Origin of the sequence: Pararhizobium polonicum (genome assembly GCF_001687365.1) — a bacterium.
Taxonomy (GTDB): Bacteria; Pseudomonadota; Alphaproteobacteria; order Rhizobiales; family Rhizobiaceae; genus Pararhizobium; species Pararhizobium polonicum.
This window is the reverse complement of the sequence record NZ_LGLV01000013.1, coordinates 184194-205480: the sequence shown is the minus strand read 5'-3', so window position 1 is coordinate 205480 and position 21287 is coordinate 184194. Positions and strand designations below refer to the sequence as shown.

Here is a 21287-nt window from a genome sequence, read left to right as displayed (position 1 = left end):
TAGCTTAATAGACATTTTGGATGGAAGCAATGGACGCGATCAAACAAAATACCGGTGCTGCCGCTGACGGACGCAAACGGGCCATGGGCCTTCTGGCGCGCGCCACCGCCGCGGAGCTGCAGGCGGGCTGGCTGGCCATCGAGCCGAAACCGGAGGTTCATCCCGTGCGCGGCCCGGAAACCGGCCTTGTCATGGTGCGTGGCCGCATCGGTGGCGGTGGTGACCCGTTCAATCTCGGCGAAGCCACGGTCAGCCGCGCCACGGTGCGGCTCGGTTCCGGCGAAATCGGTCACGGCCAGCTGCTCGGCAACGACCGGGAGAGAGCACGTCTCGCCGCCGTCTTCGACGCACTCCATCAGCGACACGAGTATGCGCAGGTGGTCGAGCAGCTGATCGATGCCGTGGAACACCGCATCGCCGCGGAAGACCGCAAGCAGGCGGAAGAGACCGCGGCGACGCGGGTCGACTTCTTCACCATGGTCCGGGGAGACAACTGATGGGCACTCAAGCCGAAATTCATGCCAGCGCCTATACCGGCGCCTTCACCGATCCGGTTTTCCAGTCGCAGTCGGTGTTCCGGGCCCTGATGGATGCCATGGCCCGGCCCGGCACGATCGCGCCGCTGGGCGCCTTGGCAAAACCGCCCGCTCCGCTTGGTGCCGGGGCCGGTGCGATCGCGCTCACCCTTTGCGATGACGGAACGCCGGTCTGGCTGACGGCCGCCCTGATTCACTCCTCCGTTCCCGCTTGGCTGTCCTTCCACACCGGCGCGCCGGTGACGGATGTCAAACCGGAAGCCCGTTTCGTCTTCATCGAGGCTGGCGGTCTTGTCCCCGGCTTCGATCAGTTCGCGCTTGGCACGCAGGAATATCCCGACCGGTCGGCGACGCTGGTGCTGGAAATCTCAGCACTGAATGGCGGCCCCGAATTCGCAGCCACAGGCCCCGGCATCAAGGGTGAGACCATCGTTGCCCCACAGGGTCTGCCGGAGATTTTCCTGACGCTGTGGGCGGAAAACCGGACGCTTTTCCCAAGAGGCGTCGATCTCATCCTCGTGGCCGGCACCGATATTCTCTGCCTGCCGCGCACCACCCAGCTTCGCCGTCGGGAGATCTAGTCATGTATGTTGCTGTCAAGGGCGGCGAAGCCGCTATCGCCAATGCGCACCAGCTTCTGGCTGACCGCCGCCGCGGCGACCGGTCGCTGCCGGCCATCTCCATCGACCAGATCGTCGCCCAGCTTGGCCTTGCCGTTGATCGCGTCATGGCGGAAGCCTCGCTCTATGATCGTGAACTGGCAGCCCTTGCCGTCCGGCAGGCGCGCGGCGACATGATCGAGGCGATCTTCATTCTGCGCGCCTATCGCACCACGCTGCCGCGCTTCGGCATGTCGGTGCCGGTCGATACCGCGACGATGAAAATCGAGCGGCGCATTTCGGCCACCTACAAGGATCTGCCGGGTGGCCAGCTGCTCGGCCCGACCTTCGACTATACCCACCGCCTGCTCGACCCCTCGCTGCTGCGGGATGAGCCGGTTGCCGAGCCGGGCCGGCGGACCGCGGATGAAAGTTCGATGATGCGGGTCTCCGATATTCTCGCCGGCGAAGGCCTGATCGAAGGCGACGGCCAGATGCCGGAAGACCATGTACCGGGCGACCTGACGCGCGAGCCGCTGGAATTTCCGCTGAACCGCGACCTGCGCCTGCAGGCGCTGGCGCGCGGCGACGAAGGGTTCCTTTTGGCGCTCGCCTATTCCACCCAGCGCGGCTATGCCCGCACCCATCCCTTCGTCGGCGAAATCCGCATCGGCGAAATCGAGGTCGAACTGGATATTCCCGAGCTTGGCTTCGCCGTCTCGCTCGGCCCGATCCAGGTGACCGAATGCCAGATGGTCAACCAGTTCCAGGGCTCAGCCAAGAACCCGCCGCAGTTCACCCGCGGCTACGGCCTGGTGTTCGGCCAGAGCGAGCGCAAGGCCATGGCCATGTCGCTGGTCGATCGGGCGCTGCGCGCTGAGGAATTCGGCGAGGATATCGTCGCACCGGCGCAGGACGAGGAATTCGTCATCTCGCATTCCGACAATGTCCAGGCGACCGGCTTCGTCGAGCACCTGAAGCTGCCGCACTATGTCGACTTCCAGGCCGAACTCGATCTCGTCCGCCGCATGCGCGCCGAATATGACGCACGATCCGGCACCGGCAAGGACGATAGCCTGCGGGAGGCGGCGGAATGATCGAGGATCTCTCCCACATCACGTTCGTCACCAGCGATCTCGACCGGATGAGCGACATCCTCGAAACCGTTTTCGGCGCAAAGGAAGTCTATGCCAGCGACGACCTGCCGTTCTCGCATGCGCCGGAAAAATTCTTCACCATCGGCGATCTGTGGATCGCAATCATGGAGGGCAAGAGCTTGAACGAGCGCACCTGCAACCATGTCGCCTTCAAGATTCGAGACGAGGACATCGACATCTATCTGGAGCGCATCCTTGCGCTCGGCCTCGACGTCATGCCGCCGCGCCCGCGTGTCGACGGCGAGGAACGATCGATCTATTTCCACGATGCCGACAACCACCTGTTCGAGCTTCACACCGGCACGCTCGCCGGGCGGCTGGAGACCTATTCCCGTTTGAAGGAGGCGGCCGAATGACGGACCTTGCCACATACAATTTCGCCTATCTCGACGAACAGACCAAACGGATGATCCGCCGGGCAATCCTGAAAGCCATTTCGATACCCGGCTATCAGGTTCCCTTCGCCTCGCGCGAAATGCCGATGCCCTATGGCTGGGGTACCGGCGGCGTGCAGGTGACGGCGGCAATCCTCGGGCCCGATGACGTCCTGAAGGTCATCGACCAGGGCGCCGATGACACCACCAACGCGGTTTCCATCCGCGCCTTCTTCCAGAAGGTCGCCAATGTCGCGGTGACGACGAAAACCCGCGAGGCGACGATCATCCAGACGCGCCACCGCATCCCGGAGGAAACGCTGACCGCCGGCCAGACGCTGGTCTATCAGGTGCCGATCCCCGAACCTCTGCGCTTTCTCGAGCCACGCGAGACCGAGACCCGCAAGATGCATGCGCTGGAGGAATACGGCCTCATGCATGTGAAGCTCTATGAGGATATCGCCCGCAACGGCCATATCGCCACCACCTATGCCTATCCGGTCAAGGTCGAAGGCCGCTACGTCATGGACCCCTCGCCGACACCGAAATTCGACAATCCGAAAATGCACATGTCGGAAGCGCTGCAGCTGTTTGGCGCCGGCCGCGAGAAGCGCATCTACGCGGTGCCGCCCCATACCGAGGTCGTCAGCCTCGATTTCGACGATCACCCGTTCGAGATCCAGCATTTCGACAAGCCCTGCGCGCTGTGCGGAGCCGAGCAGGTCTATCTCGACGAGGTCGTGCTCGACGACAAGGGCGGACGCATGTTCGTCTGCTCGGATACCGACCATTGCGAGGATCGCCGTGCGCACGGTCATGCCGGTGAAATGCTGGCGCGGCAGGAGGCTGCGGAATGAGGGGATTGGCAGGTAACTTTACCCTCCCCTTGAGGGGGAGGGTCGGACCGCAGGTCCGGGGTGGGGTGATCCTTTGTCCGTCCCTGACCATCACCCCCACCCGCCGCTTTGCGGCGACCTCCCCCCTCAAGGGGGAGGTAGATGCGAGCCCGCATCCATTTTCAAACATGGAAACCGCCCCATGACCCAGACACCGCTTCTCAAAGTCAACGACGTCTCGAAATTCTACGGCAGCCGCATCGGATGCCGCAACGTCTCCTTCGAGCTCTGGCCGGGCGAGGTTCTGGCGATCGTCGGCGAATCCGGTTCCGGCAAGACGACGCTGCTCTCCTGCCTCTCCACCCGGCTGATGCCGACCTCCGGCGTCGTCGAATATCATATGCGCGATGGCCAGTACCGCGATCTTGCCCGCATGGGCGAAGCCGAGCGACGCTTCCTGATGCGCACCGACTGGGGCTTCGTGCACCAGAACCCGGCCGATGGCCTGCGCATGACGGTCTCGGCCGGCGCCAATGTCGGCGAGCGACTGATGGCGGTCGGCGACCGGCATTACGGCAATATCCGCGCAACGGCCGCCGACTGGCTGGCCCGTGTCGAAATCGAGCAAGACCGCATCGACGACCAGCCACGGGCCTTTTCCGGCGGCATGCGCCAGCGGCTGCAGATCGCCCGCAATCTGGTCACCTCCCCGCGCCTCGTGTTCATGGACGAGCCGACCGGCGGTCTCGATGTCTCGGTTCAGGCCCGTTTGCTCGATCTGGTGCGCGGCCTTGTCCATGATCTCGGTCTCTCGGCCATCATCGTCACCCATGACCTCGCCGTCGCCCGGCTTCTCTCGCACCGGATGATGGTGATGAAGGACGGGTTGGTGATCGAGCAGGGCCTCACCGACCGGGTGCTCGACGATCCGCGCGAGCCCTACACCCAGCTTCTCGTTTCCTCCATTTTGCAGGTGTAACCATGCCAACGCCTCTCGTTGTTTCCGAAGTCGCCAAGAGCTTCACCATGCATCTGCGTGACGGCATCACCCTGCCGGTCGTCTCCGGCGTGTCCTTTTCGGTGAAGAAGGGCGAATGCGTCGTGCTCGGCGGCCCCTCCGGCGTCGGCAAAAGCTCGATCCTGAAGATGCTCTACGGCAACTATGCGGTCGATGCCGGCCAGATCCTGATCGAGCATCAGGGCCATCTGGTCGATCTCGCCCATGCCGCACCCCGAGCCGTCCTGGAGGTCCGGCGCGATACGTTGGGTTATGTCAGCCAGTTCCTGCGTGTCGTTCCGCGCGTGTCGGCGCTGGATGTCGTGGCCGAGCCGCTTCTGGCGCGTGGCGTTGCCCAGGCCGAGGCCCGCGAAAAGGCGTCCGATCTTCTGGCAAAACTCAACCTGCCGCGCGAGCTCTGGCAATTGCCGCCCGCCACCTTCTCGGGCGGCGAGCAGCAGCGCGTCAACATCGCCCGCGGCTTCATCACCGATCACGTCATCCTGTTGCTCGACGAGCCGACCGCCTCGCTGGATGCGAAGAACCGCCGTGTAGTGGTCGAGATGATTGCCGCCAAGAAGGCCGAAGGGGTCGCCCTGCTGGGCATTTTCCACGACGAGGAAGTCCGCGACGCCGTCGCCGATCGCATTCTCGACGTCTCCGCCTTTTCACCGCGAAAGGCCGCGGCATGACCATCAAGCTATCGGAAAAGCCGCTCATTCATGAGACGGCACGGGTCGCAGGCTGCACGATCGGCCGCTACACGGAAATTGCCGAGCGCTGCCGTATTTCTGAAACGGAAATCGGCGATTATTCCTACATCATGGAAGACGGCTCGGTCTGGTGTGCAACGATCGGCAAGTTTGCCAATATTGCCTCCTCCGTGCGCATCAATGCCACCAACCATCCGGTCTGGCGGGCGACGCTGCACCATTTTACCTACCGGGCTCAGGATTACTGGCCGGATGCCGACATGGATCAGGACTTCTTCACCTGGCGCCGCGAAAACCGCGTCGTCATCGGCCATGACGTCTGGATCGGCCATGGCGCAACGGTGCTGCCCGGTGTGACGGTCGGCAATGGGGCGGTGATCGGCGCAGGAGCGGTCGTATCGAAGGACGTGGCGCCCTACACCATCGTCGGCGGCGTTCCGGCAAAGCTGATCCGCGAGCGCTTCGGCAAGGATATTGCCGCACGCTTCGAAAAGCTCGCCTGGTGGGACTGGGATCATGCCAGGCTGCGCGACGCGCTCGATGACTTCAGAATGCTCGACGCGGACGCATTCCTCGCCCGTCACAATGCCTGATTTTTTCCGCTGCAACCCCTGTCTACGCCGGGATTGTGGACTGTAATGAAAACGACATCAAACTGACATTCCCCCTTCATCATGCGCCGTTATGGCAAGGAACGTGCCGATAACCGGCACCGCCCAAAGAGGACGAGTGCCCATGTTTCAACTGAAGAATGTAACCCGTCAGTTCGGCAAGAAGATCGCCGTCAACTCGGTTACCTTCGACATCCCGCAGGGCCAGATGGTCGGCATCATCGGCCGCTCGGGCGCCGGCAAGTCGACGCTTCTGCGAATGATCAACCGCCTCAACGATGTGTCGGCCGGCTCCATCCATTTCGGTGATCTCGAAGTGTCGTCGCTGCGTGGTGCCGCCCTTCGCAGCTGGCAGCGCGATTGCGCCATGATTTTCCAGCAGTTCAATCTGGTGCCGCGTCTCGACGTGCTGACCAACGTGCTGCTTGGCCGTCTCAACCATCGTTCCACCGTTCTCAGCATCCTCAACATGTTCACCCGCGAAGAGCGGATCATGGCGATCGGCGCGCTGGAGCGGCTCGGCATCGAGCAGACGGCGCTGCAGCCGGCCGGCACGCTATCCGGCGGCCAGCAGCAGCGTGTCGCCATCGCCCGCGCCCTGATGCAGCAGCCGAAGATGCTGCTGGCCGACGAGCCGATCGCCTCGCTCGATCCGCTGAATGCCAAGATCGTCATGGATGCGCTGCGTGATATCAACGAGCGCGACGGTATTACCGTCGTTACCAACCTGCATACGCTCGATACGGCGCGCAACTACTGCGAACGCATCATCGGCATGGCGCATGGCAGCGTCGTATTCGACGGCCAGCCGCAGGACCTGACGGCGGCGGCAGTCGCCGAGATCTACGGAAGCGGCGGCGAGATCGAGGAATCGATGACCTCGACCAGCATCAATATTCCTGCGGCGCAGGACAATATCCAATCCGCCGGCATCAAGCCGCTGGCACTGGCCGGCCTTTAAGAAGGCGGCCGGGATCGAGAGCCCGCGTCAAGGGCAAACGCTTTGCAACCGAATGTGAACCGGCCAAGCCCGGATAACAGGAGAAGACCCATATGTTGAAGAACGCACTTTTGAGCGCCGTTGCGCTCATCGGCCTCATGGGCCAGGTCCATGCCGAAGAAATCAAGGAATTCCGCGTCGGCATCATCGGCGGCGAAAACGAAGCCGACCGCCTGCGCAATTTCCAGTGCCTGGGCGATCATCTGAAGACGGCGCTGAACGTCGAGAAGGTTTCCTTCTTCCCGGCCGCCGACTATGACGGCGTCATCCAGGGTCTGCTGGGCGGTACGCTTGATTTCGCCGAACTCGGCGCATCCGGCTATGCCAAGATCTATCTCGCCAAGGCCGATGCCGTCGAGCCGATCCTGACGACCGAACAGACCGACGGTTCGACCGGTTATTACTCGATCATGGTTGCCCGCAAGGATTCGGGCTTCACCAAGGTTGAAGACCTGAAGGGCAAGAAGCTCGGCTTCGCCGATCCGGACTCGACCTCCGGCTACCTCATCCCGAGCGTCACGCTGCCGGAAACGATCGGCATGCCGGTCAAGGAATTCTTCGGCTCCACCGGTTTCGGCGGCGGCCATGAAAACCTCGTTCTCGAAGTGCTCAAGGGCACGTTCGATGCCGGCACGACCTTCGGTTCGGGCATCGGCGATTTCAAGGAAGGCTACACGTCCGGCAATCTGCGCAAGATGGTCGACAAGGGCGTCCTCGACATGAACGATCTGGTCGAACTGTGGCGCTCGCCGCTGATCCCGAACGGCCCGACCGTCGTTCGTTCCTCGCTCAGCGCCGACGTCAAGGCCAAGTTCAAGCAGTTCATGCTTGATCTGCCGAAGACCGATGCGGCCTGCTTCGCCGCTGTCGAAGGCGGCGACTACAAGGGCTTCGTCGAGGTCAACGCCGACTTCTACAAGCCGATCATCGACGCCCGCAAGTCGACCATCGGCGGCTGATATCGCTGGAAACTCGAGCGCTGGCCGGGTTCCTCCGGCCAGCGTTTCCTTGTCTGACCAGGCCTTACGGACATGACGTCCGCCGCGGCCTTACGTTTTTGCCGGAGACTTCATGGCCATGTCAGCGCTTCCCCCGACCCTGAGCGATAGCGGCGCTCTGGTCGAACGCCACTGGCAGGAGCTCAATCTGCGCCGCCGGACCTATACGTTTATCGGCCTGGCACTTCTGGCCATGGCCCTGTCCGGCTCGCTGTGGTTTGCCAACGCAACCAATGCCGGCAAGTTCTTCGACCGGCTGCCCTATTTCTTCGATTTCGTCGGCGACCTCATGCCGCGCGACGGCGCCGAGATCGGCCGCGCCATGTTCGATCTTCCCTCGCCCTATGACGATGGCAGCCTGAAATACAATTATCCCGAGGGCCGCCTGTACCTGACCGACAGCATCTATGTGCCCGAATATTTCTACAAGATGCTGGAAACGCTGAACATCGCCATCTTCTCCACGATCTTCGGCATGTTCTTCGGCTTCATTCTCTGCTTCTTCGCCGCGCGCAACCTGATGCCGAACCCGTGGATACGCGGGCTGGCGCGGCGCGTCATGGAAATCCTGCGCGCCTTTCCGGAAGTGGTGATCGCCGGGTTCTTCCTTGCCGTCCTGTCGCTGGGGCCAATCCCGGCGATGATCGCCGTGTCGATCCATACCGTCGGCGCCTTGGGCAAGCTGTTCTTCGAGGTCGTCGAGAATGCCGACATGAAGCCGGACGAGGGCCTTCGCGCCGCCGGCGGCAACTGGTTCGAGCGGGTCTGGTTCGGCATCGTGCCGCAGGTTCTGCCGAATTTCATGAGCTACTTTCTGCTGCGTCTTGAGATCAACGTGCGCGCCTCGACCATCATCGGCGCAGTCGGCGGTGGCGGTATCGGCGAGCCATTGCGGCTTTCCATCAGCCAGGGCCATGAGGCCAAGACGCTGGCCATCATCATCCTGCTGTTTGCCACGATCATCGCCGTCGATCAGTTTTCCGCCTGGCTGCGCCGCCGTCTCGTCGGCGACCAGGCCTTCCAGCTTGCGCAATAGGAGCGGACCATGACCGCAAACGCCATGATGAACGCCGCCGAGATGGAAGCAATTGCCGCCCGCCATCCGCATCTGCTCAAGGGCTCGTCGAGCAAGCGTATCCGCTCCGCCCTCATCTTCGACGGCATTGCGCTCTACATGGTCTACAGCTGGTGGTTCTTCTCGATCGGCCAGGTTCTCGTCAATGCCAACTGGAGCATCGCCGGCACCTATCTGGCCGACTGGGTTTCCTATGAAGTCCGCCCCGATATCAAGATCGCGACCGATGGAACGATGCAGGTCGTCTATCCACGCCATTCGCCGCTTGGCCCCAACGCCAAGCCGGAATGGGTCAGGATAGAGACCAGGATGGTGGAGCGCACCATCGACGTTCCGGCCGTGGCACAACAGGCAGCACCGAAGAAGGGCTCGAGCTTCAGCTTCATGGCGCCGAACTCGGCCGTCGGCGGCAGCGCCGAGGCGGGTGCCCGCGCTGAAACCCGGACGGAGGAAGTGGTCAGCCGCGCGACGGTCACCTACAACGGCACGACCAGCATCGACGTGGCCGGCGGCAAGGTCGCAGCCACCCACAATGGCGAAACCCTGCTGATCGATCTCGACCGTTCCGCCGGCGTCAAGCCGGAAGGCACATTGCCCGGCTGGGCAACGCAGAAGCGGCCGGGCGAAAAGATAACGCTTGCCTTCGGCATGACCGGCTGGGCCGATGTCGACGTCGAAAAGATCAGCATCCACAATCGCTTTCCCGGCTGGGCCAATTTCATCTTCGACACCAACTCGCCGTTCTTCGACAAATCCTTCGGCGAAGTGGCAAGCCTGATCACCAGCGGCGACCGTCTCGATCCGGGCCGGTCGAACCTGGCGCTCGCCTGGAACAACATTCTCTACAATGCCGAGTGGCAGCATCTCGACGTCTGGACCAAGCTGCTGCAAACCATCGTCATGGCCTTCGTCGGCACGCTGTTTGCCTCGATCATCGCTTTCCCGCTGTGCTTTCTTGCGGCCCGCAACATCACCCGCAACGGCGTGCTCAATCAGGTCACCAAGCGGTTCTTCGATTTCCTGCGGTCCGTCGACATGCTGATCTGGGCGCTGTTTTTTACCCGCGCTTTCGGCCCCGGGCCGCTCGCCGGCATGTCGGCGATCTTCTTCACCGACACGGGCACGCTCGGAAAGCTCTATTCCGAGGCGCTTGAAAACATCGACGACAAGCAGCGCGAGGGTGTCAAATCGGTGGGAGCCTCGCCGCTTGCCGTGCAGCGTTTCGGCGTACTGCCGCAGGTTTTGCCGGTCTTTGCCAGCCAGGCGCTGTATTTCTGGGAATCCAATACACGTTCGGCAACGATCATCGGCGCCGTCGGCGCCGGCGGCATCGGCCTGAAACTCTGGGAGGCGATGCGGACGAATTCCGACTGGGAAAACGTCTGTTACATGGTTATCCTGATTCTCATAGTCGTCTTCATCTTCGACGGTATTTCCAATGCCCTGCGCTCGCGTCTCATGGGCCAGAAAACACATTGACCCCGGAAAACACTGGGAACACGCAAAACACAGGAAACATGGTGGCGGATCATCGCCACCCATCACGATAATGTCACGAAGAACGCGTAGCGACGGCGTCAGATCGGCCTGTGCGGCCGCCGCTCCCGCGACATCTCTGCAGGGAATGAACAGTGCGCTACGCATTCTATATTTCGCCCGATGAAGACGCCCCGCTCACGGCTGCGGCGGAGCGCTGGCTTGGCAGCAATCCGTTCACCGGCAAGACCCGAAACCTCGAGCCTGCGGGCGATTTCACTGCCGCGGAGCTGGCGGCCCTGACCGCCGACCCACGCCGATACGGCTTTCACGGAACGCTGAAGGCACCGTTCGAGCTTGCCCCCGGCATGACTGAAGCACAGCTTCTCGATGCGTTCGATACGTTTTCCGATACGCGCAGTTCCTTCGAGATTCCGGAAATGGTTCTCGGCCAATTGGGGCCGTTCTTCGCGCTTGTGCCCGCCAGCGCATGTGCGCCATTGCAGGATCTGGCCGACGAAGCCGTGCGGTGGTTCTCACCGTTCCGGGCGCCTTTGTCCGAGCCCGATATCGCGCGCCGCAAGCCGGAACAGCTCGGCGATCGGATGCGGAGAAACCTCTTCGAATGGGGATATCCTTATGTTTTCGAGAGCTTTCGCTTCCATATGACGCTTACCGGGCCGGTGCCGGCAGAACGGCAGCCTGCGATGAGGGCCTTGCTGGAGAAGGCCTTCGCGCCCTTCATCGGCAAGCCGATGACCGTGACCTCGCTTGCCCTGTTCGTCGAGCCTGCACGCGGCGCTCCGTTTACCGTTCACTCGCTTTTGCCGCTGGGCGGCACGTCCAAACGAAAGATGGCCTGACATGACTGCTGAAACCGTTCTCTCCAATGCCCGTATCGTCCTTGAGGACCAGATTCTCGATGGCTCTGTGCTGATCCGCGACGGCAAGATCGCCGACATCTCGCAAGGCGCCAGCCGCACCGGCGAGGATTTCGAGGGCGACTACCTGATCGCCGGCTTGATCGAACTGCACACCGACCATCTGGAAGCCCACTATTCGCCGCGCCCCGGCGTGCGCTGGTTGAAGATGGCGGCGATCCAGGCGCATGACGCACAGGTCGTCACGTCAGGCATCACCACGGTGTTCGACTGCCTGCGCATGGGCTCCGACGAGGACGGCGGTTTCGAGCAGGGCGAAATGCGCGACATGGCAAATGCCCTGGCCCAGGCGGCCAAGGAAAACCGCCTGCGCGCCGATCACCGCATCCATCTGCGCTGCGAAGTCTCGACCGACAACGTGCTCGCGCATTTTGAGGAATTCGAGAACGATCCGCAGGTCGGCCTCGTCTCGCTGATGGACCACGCGCCGGGTCAGCGCCAGTTCCAGACGATGGAGCAGTACACACTCTACTACAAGAACAAGCGCGGCCTTTCCGATGCGGCCTTCGCGGCGTTCTGTGCCCGCCAGCAGGCGCTGTCCGCCAAATATGCCGCCCCGCATCGCACCGAGATCGCCAAAGCCTGCGCCGAGCGCGGCATCACCATTGCCAGCCATGACGATGCAACCATCGCCCATGTCGAGGAATCGGTCGGCTTCGGCATCCGGCTTGCGGAATTCCCGACCAGCTTCGAGGCGGCGGAAGCCTCGCATGCGGCCGGCTTGAGCGTGCTGATGGGGGCGCCCAATATCGTGCGCGGCAAGTCGCATTCCGGCAACATCGCGGCCCGCGACCTTGCCGAACGCGGTGTGCTCGACGTGCTGTCCTCCGACTACGTTCCGTTCAGCCTGATCCATGCCCCCTTCGTCCTGTCGGACGAGCTGGAAACCGTCAGCCTGCCGCAGGCGCTCGCCATGGTCACAGCTACCCCTGCACGCACGGTCGGCCTCACCGATCGCGGCCGGATCGCCACGGGCCTGCGCGCCGATATCGTTCGCGTCCAGCGCCATGACGGCATCCCGGTCGTCCGTTCCGTCTGGCGCGAAGGCAAGCGGGTCGCCTGATGAACGGGCAAGGTCAGACGGGCGCGATCGTCGTGGTGGTCGGCCCCAGCGGCGCCGGCAAGGACAGCGTCATCGGTTTCGTGGCGCAGCATTTTGCCGGCCGCGAGGATATCGATTTCGTCCGCAGGGTCATCACCCGGCCGTCCGATGCCGGCGGCGAGGATCATGAGAGCATTTCCGGCGAGGTCTTCGACAGCCGGCTATCGGCAGGAGAATTCGCCGTCGCCTGGCAGGCGCACGGGCTGAAATACGGAATCCCCAAACAGGCGCTGGAGCGGGTGCGCGCCGGCCGGATCCTGATCGCCAACGGCAGCCGGGCGGCGCTCGGTCAGTTCCGGCAGGCCTTTCCACGGGTGGCGGTGGTCAACATCACCGCCTCGCCGCAGGTTCTCGCCAGCCGTCTGGTCGCACGCGGCCGCGAGAGCGAACAGGATATTCTCAACCGGCTGCAGCGGCAGGTGCCGGATATTTTTGACGAGCCGGATGTGACCACGATCGACAATAGCGGCCCGCTGGACATCGCCGGTTCACGCTTTGCAGCGCTGGTCGCGGGACTGCACGGTTCCGCAACGTAGACATCAGAGTGCGTTGTCGAGAAAATACCACTGGTCGAGATGGGCACGAATGACCGGCTCGATGACCGAATTCAGCAGCACCACATCGTCCATCAACCGCTCGCCCGGCTTGTCTTCCGGAGGCAGAACGATTGGCTCCAATGTAAAGCCTTCAAAAGACGTCCCGTTGCTCCGCAGGACATAGCAGGGACAGATGGTTGCCTGCGTCAACCGCGCCAGCCGGACAACGACCGCAAGGTTGCCCTCCAGTTGCGGCGGGCGATCGAAAAAGGGGCCGCGAATCTTGCCCGCGAAACCTTCGTCGCAAAAGACCGAGATTGCGCCGCCTTCCTTCAATATGTTCAGCGCCGGCCGTACCCCGTCCTTGCCTGGTGGCAGCAGGCCATATCCGAGCTTGCGCCGGACACGCCTCGCGATCCATGCCCGCGCCCTACCGGCCGGTGGTGTGTAATTGGCTGACGGTGCGAGCCCAAGCTCCACCAGTTTGGGGGCAAATATCTCCCAGTTCCCGAGATGCATGCAGACAACGATCACCGGGCCCCTCGCATAGGCTTCGGTAAAATGATGCAGGCCGTGCCAGACAGCACGGCGCGCAAGGCGCCCAACGATCGAAAACTCCGTCATGATGCGGCCCTGGTTTTGCCAGCTCCGCTTGAGAACCCGGTCGCGCTCTTCCTCGGTCGCGTCCGGCAAAAGCCGTTTCAGGTTCTTCTGCGCCTTCTTCACGGAAGACCGATGCCAGCGCGGGATGACGAAGGTGCCAAGCCGGGCGCCCGCCGCCGAGCAGAGGCTTGCAGGAACAGCTTTCAATCCGAAATGAACCGCCAGGTCGAGCAGGTTCTTGAGATTGCCGGTCACATGATAGCGAAAGGCCGTTCTGCGTCGTTCCGCGTCTTTGAAGAGATCGCTCAGCGGCGGCGCGGCTGGAGCGCGGTAGACCCAGGCGGACCGTTTCGCCGGTCCGCTTTTTGCGTTGCTGAGCGGCTTTGCCATCGCGAACTATGCTCTCTCTCGCCGGTGCAGCGTCACCGGCAGCCCGCCGCGCGGCCGCAGCGTCAGGCGGCATTGCGGCTCGACCTTGGCGTCCTCTGCCACCCGTACCTTGAACCGCTGGGCAAGGACCGCCAGGCACAGGATCGCCTCGTTAAGGCCGAATTGCAGGCCAGGGCAGACGCGAGGGCCGCTGGCGAAGGGAATGTAGCTATAGGGAATGGGCTTCTGCCCATTCAGGAAGCGCTCGGGCTTGAACAGATGCGCATCCTTGAAGAAGGCTTCCGTCCGGTGCAGCAGCCACGGCACGATCAGGATCAGTGAGGCCGGCTTGACGTCGATATCGCCGATCCGGTCGGCTTCCTTGGCCTGGCGGGCGAGGATCGGCACCGGCGGATAGAGCCTGAGCGTTTCCTCGATAATGGCCCGGCACCATTCCAGCTGCGGGATATCATCAAGCGTCGGCACGCGGTCGCCACAGACGCGGGCAATTTCCTCGTGCAACGACTTTTCGATCCATTGCGCCCGTGACAGCAGGTACCAGGCCCAGGTCAGCGTCGCCGCCGTCGTCTCGTGGCCGGCCATGAAGATCGTCGCCGCCTCGTTGCGCAGCGCCACCACGTCGAGCTTCAACTCCGGATTACGCTTCTGCCGCCGCACCAGAAGCTCGACCATCGAATTGTCGTCGCCACGCCCGGCCAGATGGTCTTCGACTACCTTGTCGATGATCTGGTGAATCCGGGAAACAGACCGGCGCAGCTTCGGCGTCCGCAGCACCGGCAGGCCCTCGTCGAAGCCGAGGAAATAGCCGATATTGATGGAATCGATCAGCGACTGATAGCTTTCGAAACCTTCGGTGACGGCATTGGCCGCCTCCTCGCCGAGATCGTTGCCGAAGACGCTGCGGGCAATGATCTCCGCGGTCAATCCGGCCATCTCGTAGAGCGCGTTCACGGGTGCGCCATCAGGCAAGGCGCTCCAGCGCTGCACCAGCTCGCTCGACGTGTTTTCCATGATCTTGCCGAAGGTCGGCAGGCGATTCTTGTGAACGATGTCGTTGACCAGCGGCCGGCGCTGCTTCCAGGTCTCGCCATCGGAAATGAACAGCCCGTCGCCCAGCAGGAATTCCAGCGCGCGGCGCATCTGCGGCGTCTTGCGTTCGAAATTCTCGTGTCGCTTGGCAACAACATAGCGGATGGCATCCGGCGAGTTGACGGTGACGATCTGGCGGCCGAATACCTTCATCGAGGTGACCCGGTCGGTGTAGTCGCCCTTGCGCCAGACCGACAGAAAATCGTGGCGCGCCTGCAGAATGAGGTTCAGCGACTGTCCCGGCTTGCCCTTGTAATAGGCGGCATGCGCGGGCTCGAGAGAGCGCTTCCCGCGTTTTTCAACAATATCCGTCGATCGCCTTAAACGGGAAAACATGCTCCGGCTGCCCCTGTATTTCCGGTCGCGCACGGCGCGTCGCCCGTCGAAGACGTATCGGATAGCAGCAAATGCGTGTGGCGCAAAACGCTTTCGAAGTCCACCGTGTCGTGGGAAAGGGGCTCACGGCCACGCGCAATATCGCAGCCGTGAAGCAGAGTTTAGCGCAAGGCTGCGCAGGCTTTTGCAATCCGCGTGAGCGCTTCGCGCAGTTCCGCTTCCGAGGTCGCATAGGAGATGCGAAAGAACGGCGACAGGCCGAAGGCGGAGCCGGGCACGACGGCGGCATGGGCGTCATCAAGCAGATAGGCACAGAAGTCCGTATCGGTCTCGATCCGCTTGCCGCCGGGCGTCATCTTGCCGAGCATCCCGGCACAGCCGGAGAAGGTGTAGAAGGCGCCTTCCGGCGTGCGGCAATCCAGCCCTTCGATGGCATTGAGGGCGGAGACCACCAGATCGCGGCGGCGCTGGAAGCTTTCGGTGCGTTCCTTCAGGAATTCCTGCGGGCCGTTCAGCGCTGCAACAGAAGCCGCCTGGCTGATCGAGGAGGGGCAGGAGGTTGCCTGGCTCTGCACCACAGCCATCGCCTTGATGAGATCGCGCGGGCCGCCGGCATAGCCGATGCGCCAGCCGGTCATGGCATAGGCCTTCGACACACCGTTGACGGTGAGCGTCCGGCTTTTCAGCACTGGTTCAAGCGCTGCCGGGGTGACGAACTGGAAATCGTCATAGACGATGTGCTCATACATGTCGTCGACCAGCAGCCAGACATGCGGATGTTTCAAAAGCACGTCGAGCAATGGGCGATAGTCGCCTGCACTGTAGGCGGCGCCTGAAGGGTTGGACGGCGAATTCAGCATCACCCAGCGGGTTTTCGGGGTGATCGCCGCTTCGAGCTGTTCGGCCTTCAGCCGGAAACCGGCCTGCGCATCACAGGCAATCAGGACAGGCTTGCCCTCGGCGATCTCGACGATATCCGAATAGGACGTCCAGTACGGTGTCGGGATGATCACTTCGTCGCCGCGGTTCAGCGTCGCCATCATGGCGTTGAAGAGGATCTGCTTGGCGCCGGTGGCCACGGTGATTTCGTCAAGTTCATACGAGACGCCGTTTTCTCTGGCGAACTTATCCCGGATAGCCTGTTTCAGCTCCGGTGTACCGTCGAGCGCGGTATATTTCGTCTTGCCGCTCCGGATGGCATCGCATGCGGCCTGCTTGACGTGATCCGGCGTATCGAAATCCGGCTCGCCGGCGCCCAGAATGATCACCGGCTTGCCGTCGCGCTTCATGGCTTGCGCCCGGGCGCCGATCTTCAGGATTTCCGAAACGCCGATCGTGGAAATCCGCGAGGCGGGCGCAAAGCCCGCCTCCTCGACCTTGGTGTTGATGGTCATGACCGATCCTTATTCGATGTCGCCAATCTTATTCGATATCAAACGACACGCCCTGTGCCAGCGGCAGGGCCTTCGAATAGTTGATCGTGTTGGTGGCGCGGCGCATGTAGGCGCGCCATGCGTCCGAGCCGGATTCGCGGCCGCCGCCGGTTTCCTTCTCGCCGCCGAACGCGCCGCCGATTTCAGCACCGGATGTGCCGATATTGACGTTGGCGATGCCGCAGTCGGAACCATCCGGCGACAGGAAGCGCTCGGCTTCCTGCAGGTCGAGCGTGAAGATCGACGAGGACAGGCCGGCACCGACAGCATTGTGATCGGCAAGAGCCGCGTCGAAGTCGCTGTATTTCATGACATAGAGGATCGGTGCGAAGGTTTCTTCGGCAACCGGGCCAGCCTGCTTCGGCATTTCGACCAGGGCCGGCTTGACGTAGTAGCTGTTGGCATGGCCGAGATCGACGCGTTCGCCGCCAGTGATCGAGCCACCATGGGCCTTCGCCTCGGCAAGCGCCTTCTGCATGTTGTCGAAAGCCGGCTTGTCGACCAGCGGGCCGACGAGGGCAGCCGATTCCAGCGGGTTGCCGACCGAAACGCTCGAATAGGCCTTCTTCAGGCGCGGAACGAGTTGATCGTAGACGCTTTCGTGGACGAACAGGCGGCGCAGCGTCGTGCAGCGCTGGCCGGCCGTGCCCATCGCACCAAAAGCAATTGCGCGCAGCGCCATGTCGAGATCGGCCGAGGGGCAAACGATGCCGCCATTGTTGCCGCCAAGTTCGAGGATGGCGCGGGCGAAACGCTTGGCAAGGCGCGGACCGACATCGCGGCCCATGCGGGTCGAGCCGGTGGCCGAAACCAGCGGTACCTTCGGATGATCGACCAGCACTTCGCCGATAGTGCGGTCGCCGATCAGAACCTGTGTCAGGCCTTCCGGCGCATCGCCGAAGCGGGCGATGGCGCGATCAAGGATAGCCTGCGATGCAAGTGCGGTCAGCGGTGTCTTTTCCGACGGCTTCCAGACGACGGCATTGCCGCAGACCAGCGCCAGCGCCGTGTTCCATGACCAGACGGCGACCGGGAAATTGAAGGCGGAGATGACACCTATGACGCCGAGCGGATGCCAGGTTTCCATCATGCGGTGGCCGGGACGCTCGGTGGCGATGGTCAGACCATAGAGCTGACGGGAAAGACCGACGGCGAAATCGCAGATGTCGATCATTTCCTGGACTTCGCCGAGGCCTTCGGAGGTGATCTTGCCGGCCTCGATCGAAACGAGACGGCCGAGATCGGCCTTGCTGGCGCGCAGTTCCTCGCCGAGCAGGCGGATCAGTTCGCCGCGCTTCGGCGCCGGCACCAGACGCCAAGTGCGAAACGCCGCGTCGGCCTTTTCAATCTTTGCTGCGGCTTCAGCAGCCGTTACCGTCTTCAGGCTGGCGATCTGTTCGCCCGTCACCGGCGAGAAGGAGGCCATGTCGCCGCCCGTGTAGAGATCCCTGGAGACGCCGAGCTTCTCCAGAAGAGCGGCCGTTTCCTGAACGACATTCACCGTCTTCGTTGCAATGTTCATGATGAGCAAACTCCCGTTTTCCTGGTCGAAGGACTATCCGAAGCGCACCGCACCGAGCTCTCCCGGCGAGGTGATGGCTTTGAGGCCCTTGGCCATGTCCTTGATCTTCTGTTGCGTATAGAGGTCGTAATAGGCCTGGTTTTTCCGGCCGATGGCATGTTCGGCGCTGAAGCTGCCGTTGAAATCCGAAACGGCGATGGCAAACACCCAGTCGCGCAGCCGCTGTTCGAAAGCCTTGTCCGATGCCGAAGCGCTGTCCTTCGGCACCACCAGATTGAAATGCACGCCGCCATCGCCGATATGGCCGAAATCGCAGATCGTCACTTCCGGAAAGGCTTGCGGCATATCGGCCTTCATGCGGTCGCAGAAGGCCATGATATCACCTCTGCGGAAGGAAAGATCGAAGGCGATCAACTTTCCGGAATGCTTGACGCCTTCGGACAGTGCATGCCGCAGCGACCACATTTCATGGGCCGGGCCGACGAAGGCATCGGCAAGCGTCGCATCGTCACCTTCCCAGATTTCGGCGAGCACCGATTCCAGCACCGCATCGAGCGATTGTTCGCCCTCGCGCGGCACCCAGGTGCGGGAGATTTCCGCGAGGATCACATAATCCGGCACATTGCCGCCCTGGAACGGGTTCTTCAGCGACGGCACATGATCGAGCGCGGCTGAAACGGCGTTTTTCGAGATGCCTTCGAAGGCCGAGAGATAGGCGCCGAGCCTGTCTTCCATGGCCCGCAGCAGCGGCATCACATGGGCACCGCTGGCCGGAACCAGATAGGCGGTCGCCACCTGTTTCGGAAGCGGCTCAAGATTGAGCACGCATTCGGTGATGATGCCGAAGGAACCGGAGGTGCCGATAAAGACTTGCTTCCAGTCGATGCCGGTATTGTTCTTGCGCAGCCCCGAGGTGAGATCGAGGATCGTGCCTTCCTCGTCAGCCAGCACGACCTTGATGCCCAGCGTGTTACGGCGCACGTCGCCATATTTCAGGAAGCGCGATCCGCCGGTATTGGTGGCGAGCATGCCGCCGAGACGCGGATCGGCGCCGAGGTCGATCGGAAAGAACAGGCCGTGCTTTTCAAGTTTCCGGTTGACATCCGACAGCCGGAAACCGGCATCGGCGTGCAGCGAGCGATTGTCGCGATCGAGATCGAAACGCTGCGTCATGCGGTCAAGACTGATCACAGCCTGCGCGCCGGTTGTATCCGGCGTCGAGCCGGAAACCAGGCCGGTATTGCCGGACTGCGGGATAAGAGCGATGCCGTTCTTGACACAGTAGACAACGGCTGCCGAAACCTCTTCGGTCGTCTGCGGGCGCAGGACGATCGCCGCGCGGCCCGCGTCGTAGCGCGCGCCTGTCTGATAGGCGGCCATGTCCGCCTCCGCGGTGACAATGCCCTTGTCCCCGAGAATTCCGGTCAGCGCTGCGATATGGTTCTGGTCGATCATCGCCTCAGCTTTACTCGGCAGCCTGCGCGGACGAAAGCATCTGCCTGACATCGGCGATCGATGCCTGCTCGATGCCGGCATAATGATCGAATTCGTTCAGCACCCTGGCACCGAGATCGACTTCGAAGCGCTGCTGGTTGGGGCTTGCGACGAATTCCTGGGCGGCATCGTCGCCGAGATTGGACTGGAAGATGCCGGCGGCGCTGACGGGCAGGAAATCCTCGTAGACAATCGGATCGAACTGGACGAGGCCGTCAGCGATCAGGCTGTCGAGGCTCAAGGACGCATCGGCCCTGGTCCTGCGTCCCTTGGCGGTCAGCGAATAGGCGAAATAGCCGAGGCCTTCGGCGCGGATGCCGGCCCAGGTATCGGGGAAGGGCACGAAGGCTTCGGCAAGCGCCTTTTCATATTCGGCCGCATTCGAACCATCGGCCGCCGGGCGAATGATCTTGCGGGATGCGTTCAGCAAGTCGTCGTAAAGGGCACGGCCCTTCGGCGTCAGGGCGATGCCGCGCTGCTCGATCTCGCCAAAGCGGGCGGTGTGCGAGCCCTCATGCCAGCTGCCGTCTTCGGCCTGGAACGAGACCGGTTCTTCCAGCGCCTTGAACGAGGTCTGGCGCAAGAGGATGGCGCATGTGCGGGTCGGTGGGCCTTCGATGGTTGCTTTCGGGGAGATGCCGTAATCGGGCATGCGCGCCTGGACGGCGTCGATATCGAGCGTGCGCGGCGTCAGGTGGTTGATATGCGGGCCCTTGAAGGAGACGACATCGGCGATCAGCCGGTGGGCGTCGTGCAGGCGGCGGTACATGTCCGGGCCGACATTGGCCTTGTCATGCCAGCGGAAGGTTTCCAGCACCTCGGCAACGAAGCGCTCGGCGTCCGCCCCGTCGAGACCGCCCTGCTTTTCCGCCTTTTCCGTCAGCGCGATGGCGCCACCGGTGAAGATCCGGCGCCTGGAGAGGATCTGCGCGGCCTCGTCGCGGAGGGATTCGTCAGCGATCAGGTCGAGCCGCAGCAGCGAGGTAAAAACGCGAAAAGGGTTTTTCTTCAGGGCTGCATCGCCGACCGGACGGAAGGCCGTCGAATGAACCGGGACGCCGGCGGTCGAGAGATCGTAATAGCCGACCGGGAGCATGCCCATGACGGCGAAGACGCGGCGCATCATCGACAGTTCCGCCGGCGTGCCGAGCCGGATTGCGCCGTGGCGCTCCTCGGAGAGGCGTTCCAGCGTATCGGTATCCTCAAGGCGGGCCCGCAGAGCCGGATCGGCGGCGAACGTTTCGGCGTTCACCTGCCCCACCAGCTCCATCAGCGTGCCATAGGCCGGTACTTCCGTGCGATACATCGCCGACATCGCGGCGGAAAAGGCGATCCGGATATCGTCGGTGGATACGAAACTATTCTCTTTCACGGCAGCCCGCCTCGCAGTATGGAACAGATAAGGTCGATCATTCTCATTTCGTATCATATATGGGTCGAATGGGCATTGATTGCGACAGTTATGACTA

At 62.6% G+C, this 21287-nt stretch carries 21 protein-coding genes; 15 read left to right on the top strand and 6 right to left on the bottom strand.

Annotated elements, in window-relative coordinates:
- Nucleotides 1-29: 29 nt before the first annotated feature.
- The 15 genes from phnG (at nt 30) to phnN (ending at nt 12951) form a co-directional block, all read left to right on the top strand.
- On the top strand, nt 30-497 hold the full coding sequence (phnG, locus tag ADU59_RS20895; RefSeq protein ID WP_068956109.1) for a phosphonate C-P lyase system protein PhnG: 468 nt from the start codon (nt 30-32) through the stop codon (nt 495-497).
- Nucleotides 497-1117, top strand: coding sequence for a phosphonate C-P lyase system protein PhnH (gene phnH, locus ADU59_RS20890; protein ID WP_068956108.1), 621 nt, complete (start codon nt 497-499; stop codon nt 1115-1117). Before phnG ends, phnH begins: the two co-directional genes overlap by 1 nt.
- A gap of 2 nt (nt 1118-1119) precedes the next feature.
- The gene (locus ADU59_RS20885; RefSeq protein WP_068956106.1) at nt 1120-2232 is read left to right on the top strand and encodes a carbon-phosphorus lyase complex subunit; all 1113 of its coding nucleotides are present in this window, start codon (nt 1120-1122) and stop codon (nt 2230-2232) included.
- A complete protein-coding gene (fosX, locus tag ADU59_RS20880; protein ID WP_068956104.1) occupies nt 2229-2648 on the top strand; it encodes a FosX/FosE/FosI family fosfomycin resistance hydrolase in 420 nt (139 codons plus the stop codon). Before ADU59_RS20885 ends, fosX begins: the two co-directional genes overlap by 4 nt.
- Nucleotides 2645-3523: an alpha-D-ribose 1-methylphosphonate 5-phosphate C-P-lyase PhnJ gene (locus tag ADU59_RS20875; RefSeq protein ID WP_068956102.1), complete on the top strand. Its 879-nt coding sequence runs from the start codon at nt 2645-2647 to the stop codon at nt 3521-3523. Before fosX ends, ADU59_RS20875 begins: the two co-directional genes overlap by 4 nt.
- Nucleotides 3524-3704: 181 nt before the next feature.
- Nucleotides 3705-4481 (top strand): phosphonate C-P lyase system protein PhnK, encoded by a 777-nt coding sequence (gene phnK, locus ADU59_RS20870; protein ID WP_068956100.1) that lies wholly within the window; start codon nt 3705-3707, stop codon nt 4479-4481.
- A gap of 2 nt (nt 4482-4483) precedes the next feature.
- On the top strand, nt 4484-5191 hold the full coding sequence (gene phnL, locus ADU59_RS20865; protein ID WP_068956098.1) for a phosphonate C-P lyase system protein PhnL: 708 nt from the start codon (nt 4484-4486) through the stop codon (nt 5189-5191).
- A complete protein-coding gene (locus ADU59_RS20860) occupies nt 5188-5805 on the top strand; it encodes a DapH/DapD/GlmU-related protein (RefSeq protein WP_068956096.1) in 618 nt (205 codons plus the stop codon). The genes phnL and ADU59_RS20860 overlap by 4 nt, the downstream gene beginning before the upstream one ends.
- Nucleotides 5806-5947: 142 nt before the next feature.
- Nucleotides 5948-6784, top strand: coding sequence for a phosphonate ABC transporter ATP-binding protein (gene phnC, locus ADU59_RS20855; protein ID WP_068956094.1), 837 nt, complete (start codon nt 5948-5950; stop codon nt 6782-6784).
- A gap of 92 nt (nt 6785-6876) precedes the next feature.
- Nucleotides 6877-7782, top strand: coding sequence for a phosphonate ABC transporter substrate-binding protein (gene phnD / locus ADU59_RS20850; RefSeq protein ID WP_068956092.1), 906 nt, complete (start codon nt 6877-6879; stop codon nt 7780-7782).
- 112 nt (nt 7783-7894) lie between these two features.
- Nucleotides 7895-8857 (top strand): phosphonate ABC transporter, permease protein PhnE, encoded by a 963-nt coding sequence (gene phnE / locus ADU59_RS20845; protein WP_068956090.1) that lies wholly within the window; start codon nt 7895-7897, stop codon nt 8855-8857.
- A gap of 9 nt (nt 8858-8866) precedes the next feature.
- A complete protein-coding gene (gene phnE, locus ADU59_RS20840) occupies nt 8867-10375 on the top strand; it encodes a phosphonate ABC transporter, permease protein PhnE (protein ID WP_068956088.1) in 1509 nt (502 codons plus the stop codon).
- 152 nt (nt 10376-10527) lie between these two features.
- Entirely contained in the window at nt 10528-11235 is a 708-nt protein-coding gene (locus tag ADU59_RS20835) for a DUF1045 domain-containing protein (RefSeq protein WP_068956086.1), read from the top strand.
- Nucleotide 11236: 1 nt separating this feature from the next.
- Nucleotides 11237-12376, top strand: coding sequence for an alpha-D-ribose 1-methylphosphonate 5-triphosphate diphosphatase (locus ADU59_RS20830; protein WP_068956084.1), 1140 nt, complete (start codon nt 11237-11239; stop codon nt 12374-12376).
- Nucleotides 12376-12951: a phosphonate metabolism protein/1,5-bisphosphokinase (PRPP-forming) PhnN gene (gene phnN / locus ADU59_RS20825; RefSeq protein ID WP_068956082.1), complete on the top strand. Its 576-nt coding sequence runs from the start codon at nt 12376-12378 to the stop codon at nt 12949-12951. Before ADU59_RS20830 ends, phnN begins: the two co-directional genes overlap by 1 nt.
- Before the next feature lie 3 nt (nt 12952-12954).
- On the opposite strand, the gene ADU59_RS20820 is transcribed toward phnN, so the two are convergent.
- From ADU59_RS20820 to hglS, 6 genes are all read right to left on the bottom strand, one after another.
- Nucleotides 12955-13944, bottom strand: coding sequence for a lysophospholipid acyltransferase family protein (locus ADU59_RS20820; protein WP_068956080.1), 990 nt, complete (start codon nt 13942-13944; stop codon nt 12955-12957).
- Nucleotides 13945-13950: 6 nt separating this feature from the next.
- A complete protein-coding gene (locus tag ADU59_RS20815; protein WP_068956078.1) occupies nt 13951-15369 on the bottom strand; it encodes a cytochrome P450 in 1419 nt (472 codons plus the stop codon).
- A 161-nt stretch (nt 15370-15530) separates the two neighbouring features.
- Entirely contained in the window at nt 15531-16763 is a 1233-nt protein-coding gene (locus ADU59_RS20810; RefSeq protein WP_068956075.1) for a pyridoxal phosphate-dependent aminotransferase, read from the bottom strand.
- 28 nt (nt 16764-16791) lie between these two features.
- A complete protein-coding gene (amaB, locus tag ADU59_RS20805; RefSeq protein WP_068956223.1) occupies nt 16792-18324 on the bottom strand; it encodes an L-piperidine-6-carboxylate dehydrogenase in 1533 nt (510 codons plus the stop codon).
- A gap of 33 nt (nt 18325-18357) precedes the next feature.
- Nucleotides 18358-19779 (bottom strand): FAD-binding oxidoreductase, encoded by a 1422-nt coding sequence (locus tag ADU59_RS20800; protein ID WP_068956073.1) that lies wholly within the window; start codon nt 19777-19779, stop codon nt 18358-18360.
- 10 nt (nt 19780-19789) lie between these two features.
- A complete protein-coding gene (hglS, locus tag ADU59_RS20795) occupies nt 19790-21190 on the bottom strand; it encodes a 2-oxoadipate dioxygenase/decarboxylase HglS (protein WP_099050893.1) in 1401 nt (466 codons plus the stop codon).
- Between the last annotated feature and the right edge of the window lie 97 nt (nt 21191-21287).